The organism is Streptomyces sp. NBC_00461 (assembly GCF_036013935.1).
Lineage (GTDB): Bacteria > Actinomycetota > Actinomycetes > Streptomycetales > Streptomycetaceae > Streptomyces.
Genome location: NZ_CP107902.1, coordinates 5,746,920 through 5,758,510, shown reverse-complemented (window position 1 = coordinate 5,758,510; position 11,591 = coordinate 5,746,920). Strand labels below are relative to the sequence as shown.

Genomic DNA, 11,591 nt, shown 5'->3' with positions numbered 1-11,591 from the left:
GGGTTACCGCGGGTTAGAACGGTGATCGTACGATGCCCGGATGGGGAGTTGGTGCGGGCCCTCCGGGGGTTTTGCGGTGGGGTTGTGCCGTGGCCTGCCCGTTTGTCGTCTGCGGGATCGTCGTGGCTGGTCGCGCAGTTCCCCGCGCCCCTCAAAGATTGCGCCGTTCCCCGCGCCCCTAGAACACTGCCCTGTTCCCCGCGCCCCTCAAAGACTGCGCCGTTCCCCGCGCCCCTAGAACACTGCCCTGTTCCCCCCGCCCCTGACAGACTGCGCCGTTTCCCGCGCCCCTAATGGGGCGCTCCCGTGCCGTAGGGGTCGTAGAGCTGCTCGATCTGGGTCGCGAACTGCTCTGCGATCGTCTGCCTCTTCAGCTTCATCGACGGGGTCAGGTGGCCGGCCTCCTCCGTGAAGTCGACGGGGAGGACCGTGAAGCGGCGGATCGACTCGGGGCGGGAGACCAGCTTGTTCGCCTCGTCCACCGCCCGCTGCAGGACCTGCCTCAACTCATCGTTGTCCAGGAGCAGTTCGGCCGGTACCGGGTGCTTGCCGTGCATCCGGCGCCAGTGGCTGACGCCCTCCATGTCGAGGGTGATCAGGGCGCCGACGAAGGGGCGGGTGTCGCCGACGACCATGACCTGGGAGATGAGGGGGTGGGCGCGCAGCCAGTTCTCCAGCGGGGCCGGGGCGACGCTCTTGCCGCCCGCCGTGATCAGCATCTCCTTCTTGCGGCCGGTGATGGTGAGGTAGCCCTCCTCGTCCAGCCGGCCGATGTCGCCGGTGGCGAGCCAGCCGTCGAGGGTCGCCGGGACGACCCCGCCCGCGTTCGGGTCCCAGTAGCCGCGCAGCACGTGGTCGCCGGCCAGCAGGATCTCGCCGTCGGCCGCTATGCGGACCCTGGTGCCGGGCAGTGGCCAGCCCACCGTGCCCAGACGGGGTTTCAGGGGCGGGGAGACGGTGGACGCGCCCGTCGTCTCCGTCAGGCCGTAGCCCTCGTAGATCTCGATGCCGGCTCCGGCATAGAAGGAGGCCAGCCGCCGGCCCAGCGGGGAACCGCCGGAGATCATGTAACGGACCCTGCCGCCCATGGCGTTGCGGATACGGCGGTAGACGAGCGGGTCGTAGAAGGAGCGGGCCGCCTTCAGCGAGGCGCTCGGGCCGGGGCCGGTGCCCGCCTTGCCGGCCTCCTTCGCCTCGCCGTAGCGGCAGGCCACGCCCACCGCCCGGTCGAAGGACGTGACCCGGCCGCCGGCCTCGGCCCTGGCGCGGGCCACGTTGAACACCTTCTCCAGCATGTACGGGATGGCGACCAGGCAGGTCGGCCGGAAGCTCGCCAGGTCGGGCAGCAGTGCCTCCGACTTCAGGCTCGGCGCGTGCCCGAGGCGCACCCGGGCGCGGATGCAGGCGACCGCCACCATGCGCCCGAAGATGTGGGACATCGGCAGGAAGTGCAGGACCGCGGCCTCCTCGCTCGTGCGCGCCCGGAACACGGGATAGAGGAGTTCTACGGCGTTGTCGACCTCGGCGAAGAAGTTGCCGTGCGTGATCGCGCAGCCCTTGGGGCGGCCGGTGGTGCCCGAGGTGTAGACGACGGTGGCCAGGGTGTCGGGGCCGAGCATCCCGCGCCGTACGGCCACCTCCTGGTCCGGCACCTGCGCACCGTGCTCACCCAGGCGCTCCACATGGCCCTTGTCGATGACCCACAGGTGCCGCAGGTCGGGCACCCGGTCGAGTTCGGGGCCCAGGGTCGCGGCCTGCGCGGCGGTCTCCGTGACGAGCGCGGCGGCGCCGGAGTCCTGGAGGATCCACCGGGCCTGGAAGACGGAGGAGGTGGGGTAGATCGGGACGGTGACGAGGCCCGCGGCCCAGGCGGCGAAGTCGAGGAGCGTCCACTCGTAGACGGTCCGCGCCATGACGGCGATCCGGTCCCCGGGAGCCAGCCCCTCCGCGATCAGGCCCTTCGCCACCGCCAGCACCTCGTCGGCGAACCGGGCCGCCGTCACGTCCGACCACCGGCCCGACTCGGTCCTGCGGCTGAGGACGTTGCCGTCGGGGGCGATGCGCGCGTTGTCGAAGGGCAGGTCGGCGAGCGAACCGTGCGTCAGCCGCGGGACGAAGGGCGGTACGGAGACCTCGCGCACCTCTCCGTCCTGCCGCAGGAGTTCGGGTTCCACGAGAACCGGTGTGCCGTCGTACGTCGTGGAGTGGACCGCCGCGGGTGTGGACGGGTGCGAGGTGGACACGGGCGATCCCCAGAGGTTCAACGGAGGCGCCCTGCGGGAGAGTTGCCGCAGGTCAGGGGAGGAGATCGTACGGCGCTCGCGTGATGGGACAGTGAAAGTCCGGCGATTGTCCGGCGGTGGGGATGCGTCGGGGATGTGCAACCTCGTCGCTTTTCTTGCCGATCGAGCCCTACCGGACGGTATGGTGAGCGATTTTCACCTTCTGACCTCTCCTTACCTCGGGTAACCTGACTCTGGAGTAAGCAGACAGTCCGCGTGGGGAGTTATGGACATGGCCGACCGCTATCCGCCGTGGAGGTCCGGGGGATCCTCCTCCGGAGAACACCTGCTGGGGGCCTGATGTCGGTGTCCGTCGTCCTGCCCGGTGCGCCCGCGCTCGGTCCCCTGCTGGCCCGCGGGGCGCTGCTGTCCCCGTTCAAGCGCCCGCGCCCGGACGCCGAGTTCCCCCGCGACCGGCTCGTCCTGCCCGGACTGCGCATCGACCTCTCGCGGCTCGCGGCGTACGAGCGGGTCTGCGGCTTCGCGACCGGCGACGACGCGCTGCCGCTCACCTATCCGCATGTGCTGGGCTTTCCGCTGGCCATGCGGCTGATGAGCGACCGGGGCTTCCCGCTGCCGCTGCTCGGTCTCGTCCACACGTCGATCGAGATCACCCGGCGGCGGGCGACGGCGGCCACCGGGGAGTACGAACTCGCCGTGCACGTCGGCGGGTTGGAGCCTCACCGGCGCGGCACCGAGGCCTCGGTGATCACGGAGATGCGGGCCGAGGGGGATGTGGTGTGGGAGTCGCGGAGCACGTATCTGGCCCGGCACCAGACCCAGAGCCGTATGCCCGCACGGGCCGCGGACGAGCCCGAGCCACTGCCCGCGGTCGCCGAGTGGCAGCTGGGCGGGGACATCGGCCGGCGCTACGGCGTGGCGTCCGGCGACCGCAACCCCATCCATCTGCACCCCCTCACCGCCCACCTCTTCGGCTTCCCCCGCGCCATCGCGCACGGCATGTGGACGGTGGCCCGCTGCCTCGCCGCACACGGGGCGCCCGAACGGGCCCGGCTGGAAGCGGAGTTCAGGGCTCCGGTGCTGCTGCCGGGGAGCGTCACGTACGCGGCGGACGGGGGGCGATTCGAGCTGCGCGGCAGCGAGGGCCGCGTCCACGTGAGCGGGAGGGTGACACCCCTGACCGGCTGAACCACCTCAGTCCCGGCGGACGATGACGCCGCCGAGCAGGCCCCACGCGTCGATGCGGACCGAGGGGCCGCCGGGCTCGGCCGGACCGTCGTCCTGTACACCGCCCAGCCGGATGCCGTGCACCTCGACGCGGACGTCGGGGTGGACCCTGAGGCTGACGCCGCCGATCAGGCTCAGCTTGGTGATGCGCGGTTCGGCGCCGTCCGGGATGTCGACGTCCGTCAGGTCGATGTCCGCGCCGCCGATGAGGGAGGCCGTGAGGGTGCGCTCGTGGAGGGTCTCGCCCTTGAGGCGGTGACCGCCGAGGAGGCTCACCTTGATGTCGGTCTTCCGCGGGTTCGCGCCGCCGCTCTGCGTCATGGGACGAACGTACGGGCGCGGGCCTCCCCTCCCCCAGTGTCCGGCGTCCGCCTTACCGCGTGACAGGTGTCATGGTTCCGGCGTGGGGGGCGGCGCCCACGGGCGCCCTTCCATGAGGTTGCCCAGCCCCGCCCAGGCGAAGTTCATCAGGGTGGCCGCCGCCTGGCGGGCCGTGGTGGCGGGCGTGGCGTTCGCCCAGGCGGCCAGCGACTCCGCGGCGCCGACCAGGGCCTCGGCGAGGCCTGCGACCTCACGCTCGGGGAGGTCGGGGTCGCGGTGGGCCTCCCGGGCCGCGACCACGATCAGCTCCGTCACGAACGCGACGATCTCCTCGCGCATCGCGGTGACCTCGGCCGCGAACGGTTCGCGGGTACGGGCCTGGAGGTGCAGCACCGCCCAGCCGTCCGGGTGCTGCCCGGTGTGCGTGAAGAACGCCCGCAGCCCTTCCCAGAGTTGGCGGTCGGCCGGCACGTCGGGCCGTACGCCGGCCCGGACCGCCTCCACCAGCGCTCTCGCCTCCCGGCGGATGCAGGCGGTGAACAGGTCTTCCTTCGAGTTCAGGTACAGATAGACCAACGGCTTGGACACGCCCGCCAGTTCGGCGATCTCGTCCATCGACGCGGCCATGTATCCGCGCTGCCCGAAGGTCCGCACGGCGGCGTCGATCATCTGCTGCTCACGGACCGCGCGCGGCATCCGCTTGGTCTTCACGGCACCCATGGGGCAAGGGTAATTGGGCGGCCGTACTCCCAACCCCCGCGCACGTAACGACTACGACTGCGAGGTCTGCCCCTGCGCCCGCGCCGCGTCGTCCGCGCCGTCCTCCTGGGCGGCGTTCGCCTCAAGGTTGGCCTTCATCCGGTCGACCCGCTCGACGACCTGTACCGAGGCCCGGTCCCGCTCCTTGCGCAGCACCACGAAGCTGATCGGGGCCGAGATCAGGAGGGACAGCAGGACGACCCACATGCCGTTGGAGTCACCGAGTCCGCGCGGGACGACGCCGGAGTAGACGAGGCCCCAGACGACCACGAGGCAGCCCGCGAAGATCCCGAGGCGCATCAGCGTGTAGCGGAGCATGTCAATCCACTCTTCCGGTTCCAAAAAGGGGCACCGTCCAGTGAAGCACGCCGGGCCTGCGATCTTCGACGGGGGTCGGACGGGGCCGGACGGGGGTCAGGTGAGCGGCAGCAGCATGAAGATGTCGTCCCGGTCGTCGCCGGGAGCGACGCGGATCGCGCCGGGAACGCGGCCGACCTCCTTGTAGCCGCAGGAGCCGTAGAAGCGCTCCAGGCCGTTGCCGCCGCGGCAGGTGAGCCGTATCGCCTCGGTGCCGGAGAAGCCGCGGGCGGCGTCGGCGGCGGCCGCCAGCAGGTCACGGCCGTAGCCGCGGCCCTGGTGCCGGGGGTGCACCATCACCGTGTACAGCCACACCCAGTGCGTCATCAGCCGGTGGGTGTTGAAGCTGAAGAAGGCGGTGGCGGCCACCCGCCCCTCCTCGTCGTGCCCGACCAGCAGCCGGGTGCGCCCCTCGGCCATCCCCACGAAGTGCCTGACCAGCTCGGGACGTATCTCCTCGCGCGCCACTGGCGGCACGAAGCCCACGGAACCACCCGCGTTGGAGACGTCGGTCCACAGGTCGAGGATGCCGTCGCGCAGGACGGGTCCGACGGCCGGGTCAAGAGTGAAAGTAAGGGACACCGGGTCATGGTACGGATTACCTACCAGGGTCGCGCCGCCGCCTCGGAATCTGAGACGAGGCCCCGGTACGCCGCCTCCCCGTCGTCCGCCCGCAGCACCGACAACGGATGCACGGTCGGCACCAGCCGCTCCCGGCGCCCGTGGATCTCCTCCTCCAGCACCGTCCCGCGCACCTGCGTGACCTTGAACGACGAGCCCAGCAGCGCCTCCCCGCCGTCGCGCCCGGACACCACGATCAGCTCGCGTCGGTCCTCCTGGTCGCCGGGCTGTTCGCCCACGAACATGACGCGCGCGTGGGCGGGGAGACCGCCGCGGCCGAGGGAAAGGGCTCGGCCGTGCAGGCGTCCTCGGGCGCAGTCGTACGAGGGCTCACGCCCGCCGGGTACTCCTGCGCTCCGAAGGACTCACACCCGCATCGGCTGCGGCGACTCCCGACGCGCCGCGTCCGGGCCGTCGTACTCCCTGATGATCTCGTACCGCGTGTTCCGCTCCACCGGCCTGAAGCCCGCGTCCCGGATGAGGTCCAGGAGGTCCTCGCGGGTCAGCTTGTTCGGCGTGCCGTAGTTGTCGGCGTCGTGGGTGATCTTGTACTCGACGACCGAGCCGTCCATGTCGTCCGCGCCGTGCTGGAGGGCGAGCTGGGCGGTCTGGACGCCGTGCATGACCCAGAAGACCTTGACGTGCGGGACGTTGTCGAAGAGCAGCCGGGAGACCGCGAAGGTCTTGAGGGCTTCCGCACCGGTGGCCATCTGGGTGCGGGCCTGCAGCCGGTTGCGTACCTTGCCGTCCTTCAGGTCCACGAAGTCGTGCTGGTAGCGGAGCGGGATGAAGACCTGGAAGCCGCCGGTCTCGTCCTGGAGTTCACGCAGCCGCAGGACGTGGTCGACGCGGTGACGGGGCTCCTCGATGTGGCCGTACAGCATGGTGCACGGGGTCTTGAGACCCTTCTCGTGCGCCAGGCGGTGGATGCGCGACCAGTCCTCCCAGTGCGTGCGGTGGTCGACGATGTGCTGCCTGACCTCCCAGTCGAAGATCTCCGCGCCGCCGCCCGTGAGCGACTCCAGACCCGCGTCGATCAGCTCGTCCAGGATCTCCGACGCCGACAGACCGCTGATGGTCTCGAAGTGGTGGATCTCGGTGGCCGTGAACGCCTTGAGCGAGACGTCCGGCAGGGCGGCCTTCAGCTCCCGCAGCGAACGCGGGTAGTAGCGCCACGGCAGGTTCGGGTGCAGGCCGTTGACGATGTGCAGCTCGGTGAGGTTCTCGCCCTCCATCGCCTTGGCGAGCTTCACCGCCTCCTCGATGCGCATCGTGTACGCGTCCTTCTCGCCCGGCTTGCGCTGGAAGGAGCAGTAGGCGCAGGAGGCGGTGCACACGTTGGTCATGTTGAGGTGGCGGTTGACGTTGAAATGAACCACGTCGCCGTTCTTGCGCGTGCGCACCTCGTGCGCGAGGCCGCCGAGCCACGCCAGGTCGTCCGACTCGTACAGCGCGACGCCGTCCTCACGGGTCAGCCGTTCACCGGCCCTGACCTTCTCCTCCAGCTCGCGCTTGAGCCCGACGTCCATGCCCACACCTCTCTCCGACGACCCCCGCAAGAACCACTTCGACAACCGTACGTCTACGCCTCTTCGGGCAGCTCCCCGACCCGGTTCTCCCACTTCGTGGAGAGCACGATGGTGGTACGGGTCCGGGACACGCCCTTGGTGCCGCTGAGCCGCCGGATGGTCTTCTCCAGCCCGTCCACGTCCGACGAACGCACCTTGAGCATGTACGAGTCGTCGCCCGCGATGAACCAGCAGTCCTCGATCTCGCTGAGGTCCTTCAGCCGGCGGGCCACGTCCTCGTGGTCGGCCGCGTCGGACAGCGAGATGCCGATGAGGGCGGTGACGCCGAGACCGAGGGAGGCGGAGTCGACGGTGGCGCGGTAGCCGGTGATGACGCCGGCCGCCTCCAGCCGGTTGATGCGGTCGGTGACGCTGGGTCCCGACAGACCGACGAGGCGCCCCAGCTCCGCGTAGGAGGCCCGGCCGTTCTCCCTCAGGGCCTGGATGAGCTGCCTGTCCACCGCGTCCATGCGATCGAAGCCTTCCGCTGAAGAGTTCCCGAAGTGATGAGAGGTGAGAGGTACTGCTACCGGCCCGGCGCACCGCCGCCCAGTTCGCCCTTCCACCGCCGGTAGAGGCCGTGCTCGACGCCCGCCGCGTCCAGCACCCGTCCGGCGACGAAGTCCACGAGGTCCTGGATGTGGGTCGCGCCCGCGTAGAAGCCCGGTGAGGCCGGTACGACACTCGCGCCGGCGTCGTCCAGGGTGACGAGATGGCGCAGGGTCTGGCCGCTGAGCGGGGTCTCGCGTACGGCCACGACCAGCGGGCGGCGCTCCTTCAGGGCGACACTCGCCGCCCGCTGCAACAGGTCCTTGGAGAGGCCGAGCGCGACACCGGCAACGCAGGCCGTGGAGGCGGGCACGATCAGCATGCCCTTGCTCGGATACGACCCCGAGGACGGGCCGGCGGCGAGGTCCCCCGCGCTCCAGTGCCGTACGCCCTCGATGTCCACGGGAAAGGTCCCGGGCTTTCCGTCGGCGCCCCGGGACAGCCATTCGCGCAGGTCGTCCTGCCAGTGGGCGTCCCGGAAGGAGATCCCCGTCTCGTCCAGCAGGGTGAGCCGCGAGGCCCGGCTGACCACCAGGTCCACGCTCTCGCCGGCGTCGAGCAGCGCGCGCAGCACCGAGGCGGCATAGGGGGTGCCGGAAGCGCCGGAGACCCCTACGATCCAAGGCGTACGCGGCGTCTCTCCTGGCTTGACTGGGTTCACGACACCGAGCCTATCCGGCGTCGCGGGGTGGGAACCGGCCAAGGGGGTCCGGGCGTTCCCTGGAGGGGACGAGGGAGCAGTGGGGGTGCCATGTCGGGTACGGAACTCGAGTGGTCGCGCGCGGATCGCGCGAAGGCCGCGGCCAAGCTGATGGTGGGCTGGGTCGCACTGCTGTGGCTGCTGGAAGTGGTCGACGTGGTCAGCGGCCACGCACTGGACGGCCTGGGCATCACACCGCGCGAGCCGTCCGAACTGATCGACGTCGTCCCGGCCGCGTTCATCCACTTCGGCTTCGCCCATGTGGCCGCCAACAGCGTGCCACTGCTGGTCATGGGGTTTCTCGCGGCCCTGGGCGGCCTGCGCCGGTTCGCCGCGGTGTGCCTGATCGTCATCGTGGCCGACGGGCTGGGTGTGTGGCTCGTGGCCCCGGCGCACAGCAACACGGCGGGCGCCTCCGGCCTGATCTTCGGCCTGTTCGGCTTCCTGCTGGTCAGCGGCTTCGTGGAGCGCCGCCCGCTCGGCGTCGTGGTCGGCCTGTTGGTGGGTGCGGTCTGGGGCGGCTCGATCCTGTTCGGCCTCTCCCCACTGCAGACGGGCGTCAGCTGGCAGGCCCACCTGATCGGCCTGGCGACGGGCGTGGCGACGGCGTTCTGGCTCCGGCGCCGGGCCGCCCCCGGCGGGGTTCAGGCCTGAGGACGCGTTTCCGGATCCACGGGAAGGCGGTCGGTGTCGATGGCCGGCCGTCCGATCTCGGTCTCCACGGTGACCTTGCCTCCGCAGGGAAACGTGTCGCGCCCCAGGTAGCCGTCGGGACCGGGGTTCCGGAGCGTCATGAGGTGTCCCTTGCAGGGATCGAAGATCAGGTGGTTCGGGATGCCTCGGGCCGCGTACCGCTTGTTCCCATCAGACGGTCAGCCCCCGAACCAGGAGATCAAGCAGCGCGCACCCGAACAGGGCGATGCCGATGAAGCCGTTGACGCTGAAGAATGCCCTGTTCAGGCGGGACAGGTCGTGGGGGCGGACGATGTTGTGCTCGTAGACGAAGGCGCCTGCGACGATCATCAGGCCGATCCAGAAGAAGGCGCCGGCGTCCGTCGCCACCGCGTACCAGATGAACAGGGCCGTCGTGATGACGTGGCAGGCCCGGGCGCCCCACACTGCGGCCGGGATGCCGAAGCGGGCCGGGACCGACAGGACGCCGATCTCGCGGTCGGTATCGACGTCCTGGCAGGCGTAGATCAGGTCGAAGCCGCCGATCCAGATGCCGACCGCGAGGCCGAGGATCGTGGCGTCCCAGGACCACTCCCCGCTGATCGCGAGCCAGCCGCCGATGGGGCCCATCGCCTGAGCGAGGCCGAGGATGGCCTGAGGGAAGTTCGTGAAGCGTTTCCCGTACGGGTAGACCACCATCGGAATCACCGCGATGGGCGCGAGGGCGAGGCAGAGCGGGTTCAGCAGGGCCGCCGAGCCCAGGAAGACCACCAGGGCGATCAGGGCGCCCGTCCAGGCGTGCTTCACGGTCATCGCGCCGGTGACCAGTTCGCGGTGTGCCGTGCGCGGGTTACGGGCGTCGATCTCGCGGTCGATGATCCGGTTGACCGCCATGGCGAAGGTGCGCAGGCCCACCATGCAGATGGTGACCAGGAGCAGCCGCCCCCAGTGGATGTTCCTGTCCCACTGGAACATCGCCGTGAGGGCGGCGATGTAGGCGAAGGGCAGGGCGAAGACCGAGTGCTCGATCATCACCAGGCGGAGGAACGCCTTGGTGCGTCCTGGCTGCGGGATCGCGGCGGAGGCGCTGCTCACAGACCGTACTCCTTCCAGCGGCGGTCGACCTTCGCCGCCGTCTCGGGATCGGACTCCACCATGTCGGGCCAGCCGCCGTCGCGTGTGTAGCCCTCCTCGGGCCACTTCTTCGTCGCGTCGATGCCCGCCTTGCCTCCCCAGAACTGCTGGTAGGAGGCATGGTCGAGATGGTCGACGGGGCCTTCGACGACGCTGAGGTCCCGGGCGTAGTCCGTGTTGCCGAGGGCTCGCCACGCGACCTCGTGGAGGTCGTGGACGTCGCAGTCGGAGTCCACGACCACGATCAGCTTCGTCAGGGACATCATGTGTGCCCCCCAGACAGCGTGCATGACCTTCTGGGCGTGCTTGGGGTACTTCTTGTCGATCGAGACGATCGCGCAGTTGTGGAAGCCGCCGGCCTCCGGCAGGTGGTAGTCCACGATGTCCGGGACGATGATCTTCAGCAGCGGGAGGAAGAACCGCTCCGTCGCACGGCCGAGAGGTCCGTCCTCTGTCGGAGGGCGGCCTACTACGATCGACTGAAGCAGCGGCCGCTTCCGCATCGTCACGCAGTCGATCTTCAGCGCGGGGAAGGGCTCCTGCGGGGTGTAGAAGCCGGTGTGGTCGCCGAAGGGGCCCTCGGGGAGCATCTCCCCGGGCTCCAGCCAGCCCTCGATCACGACCTCCGCCTGGGCCGGCACCTGCAGCGGAACGGTCTTGCAGTCGACCATCTCGATGCGCTTGCCGGCGATGAACCCGGCGAAGAGGTACTCGTCGATGTCGCCGGGCAGCGGCGCGGTGGAGGCGTACGTCACCGCGGGCGGACACCCGAACGCGATCGCGACCGGCAGTCGCTCGCCCCTGCGCGCCGCGACCTGGTAGTGGTTGCGGCTGTCCTTGTGGATCTGCCAGTGCATGCCGATGGTGCGCCTGTCGTGGCGCTGCAGCCGGTAGAGACCCAGATTCCGGATGCCGCTCTCCGGGTCCTTGGTGTGGGTGAGCCCGAGGTTGAAGAACGAGCCGCCGTCCTGGGGCCAGGTGAACAGTGCGGGCAGGGCGTCGAGGTCGACGTCGTCGCCGGTGAGGACGACCTCCTGTACGGGGGCTTCCTTCACCTTCTTCGGCGGTACGTGCGTCATCGCGCCGAGCTTCCCGAAGGCCTCGCGGACGCCGACGAAGCCGTGCGGCAGTTCGGGGCGCAGCAGTCCGCCGATCTTCTCGGAGATATCCCCGTACGACTTCAGCCCCAGGGCCTTCAGCAGTCGGCGGTCGGTCCCGAAGACGTTCATCGCGAGGGGCATGGCGGAGCCCTTCACGTTCTCGAAGAGCAGCGCCGGTCCCCCGGACTTCTGCACCCGGTCGACGATCTCCCCGACCTCCAGGTACGGGTCGACCTCGGCCTTGACGCGCTTGAGGTCACCCTCGCGTTCCAATGCCCTGAGCAGGGAGCGAAGATCGTCGTAAGCCATGCGTCCCAGTATCGGTCACCCGCTACCCTGA

The 11,591-nt window shown here is 70.1% G+C and carries 13 protein-coding genes and 1 pseudogene; 2 read left to right on the top strand and 12 right to left on the bottom strand.

Translation table 11 applies throughout. From position 1 onward, the window contains the following. Positions 1-290 precede the first annotated feature (290 nt). Positions 291-2,243, bottom strand: coding sequence for an AMP-dependent synthetase/ligase (locus OG870_RS27015; RefSeq protein WP_266589218.1), 1,953 nt, complete (start codon positions 2,241-2,243; stop codon positions 291-293). Positions 2,244-2,582: 339 nt separating this feature from the next. Between OG870_RS27015 and OG870_RS27010 the strand changes: the two genes are divergently transcribed. Further along, positions 2,583-3,431, top strand: coding sequence for a MaoC/PaaZ C-terminal domain-containing protein (locus OG870_RS27010; protein ID WP_327691586.1), 849 nt, complete (start codon positions 2,583-2,585; stop codon positions 3,429-3,431). A gap of 6 nt (positions 3,432-3,437) precedes the next feature. Here the strand turns inward: OG870_RS27010 and OG870_RS27005 are convergent, their stop codons facing one another. The 8 genes and pseudogenes from OG870_RS27005 to OG870_RS26970 form a co-directional block, all read right to left on the bottom strand. Further along, positions 3,438-3,791 carry a hypothetical protein gene (locus tag OG870_RS27005; protein WP_266589214.1) on the bottom strand — a complete coding sequence of 118 codons (354 nt, stop codon included), beginning with the start codon at positions 3,789-3,791 and terminating at the stop codon, positions 3,438-3,440. Between the two features lie 69 nt (positions 3,792-3,860). Continuing rightward, positions 3,861-4,511 carry a TetR/AcrR family transcriptional regulator gene (locus OG870_RS27000; RefSeq protein ID WP_266519302.1) on the bottom strand — a complete coding sequence of 217 codons (651 nt, stop codon included), beginning with the start codon at positions 4,509-4,511 and terminating at the stop codon, positions 3,861-3,863. 51 nt (positions 4,512-4,562) lie between these two features. Next, on the bottom strand, positions 4,563-4,868 hold the full coding sequence (locus tag OG870_RS26995) for a DUF4229 domain-containing protein (RefSeq protein ID WP_266519300.1): 306 nt from the start codon (positions 4,866-4,868) through the stop codon (positions 4,563-4,565). Between the two features lie 96 nt (positions 4,869-4,964). Beyond that, complete coding sequence (locus OG870_RS26990) at positions 4,965-5,489, bottom strand: GNAT family N-acetyltransferase (RefSeq protein ID WP_266844582.1); 525 nt, start codon at positions 5,487-5,489, stop codon at positions 4,965-4,967. A gap of 20 nt (positions 5,490-5,509) precedes the next feature. Then, positions 5,510-5,878: pseudogene (locus OG870_RS26985) on the bottom strand (hypothetical protein); the annotation flags it as partial. A 15-nt stretch (positions 5,879-5,893) separates the two neighbouring features. Continuing rightward, positions 5,894-7,057 (bottom strand): aminofutalosine synthase MqnE, encoded by a 1,164-nt coding sequence (gene mqnE / locus OG870_RS26980; RefSeq protein WP_266519296.1) that lies wholly within the window; start codon positions 7,055-7,057, stop codon positions 5,894-5,896. 53 nt (positions 7,058-7,110) lie between these two features. After that, the gene (locus tag OG870_RS26975) at positions 7,111-7,566 is read right to left on the bottom strand and encodes an Lrp/AsnC family transcriptional regulator (protein ID WP_266519294.1); all 456 of its coding nucleotides are present in this window, start codon (positions 7,564-7,566) and stop codon (positions 7,111-7,113) included. Positions 7,567-7,622: 56 nt separating this feature from the next. Continuing rightward, positions 7,623-8,306 (bottom strand): UbiX family flavin prenyltransferase, encoded by a 684-nt coding sequence (locus OG870_RS26970; protein ID WP_266589210.1) that lies wholly within the window; start codon positions 8,304-8,306, stop codon positions 7,623-7,625. Between the two features lie 90 nt (positions 8,307-8,396). Here OG870_RS26970 and OG870_RS26965 point away from each other — a divergent pair, with 90 nt between their 5' ends. Next, positions 8,397-8,999, top strand: a complete 603-nt coding sequence (locus OG870_RS26965; RefSeq protein WP_266519290.1) for a rhomboid family intramembrane serine protease — start codon at positions 8,397-8,399, stop codon at positions 8,997-8,999. Here OG870_RS26965 and OG870_RS26960 read toward each other — a convergent pair. The 3 genes from OG870_RS26960 to OG870_RS26950 all read right to left on the bottom strand — a co-directional run bounded on the left by OG870_RS26960 (position 8,990) and on the right by OG870_RS26950 (position 11,560). Further along, on the bottom strand, positions 8,990-9,139 hold the full coding sequence (locus OG870_RS26960) for a hypothetical protein (protein ID WP_266519285.1): 150 nt from the start codon (positions 9,137-9,139) through the stop codon (positions 8,990-8,992). The genes OG870_RS26965 and OG870_RS26960 overlap by 10 nt on opposite strands. Before the next feature lie 70 nt (positions 9,140-9,209). Next, complete coding sequence (mqnP, locus tag OG870_RS26955) at positions 9,210-10,112, bottom strand: menaquinone biosynthesis prenyltransferase MqnP (RefSeq protein ID WP_266589208.1); 903 nt, start codon at positions 10,110-10,112, stop codon at positions 9,210-9,212. After that, the gene (locus OG870_RS26950) at positions 10,109-11,560 is read right to left on the bottom strand and encodes a menaquinone biosynthesis decarboxylase (RefSeq protein WP_266519281.1); all 1,452 of its coding nucleotides are present in this window, start codon (positions 11,558-11,560) and stop codon (positions 10,109-10,111) included. Before OG870_RS26950 ends, mqnP begins: the two co-directional genes overlap by 4 nt. Between the last annotated feature and the right edge of the window lie 31 nt (positions 11,561-11,591).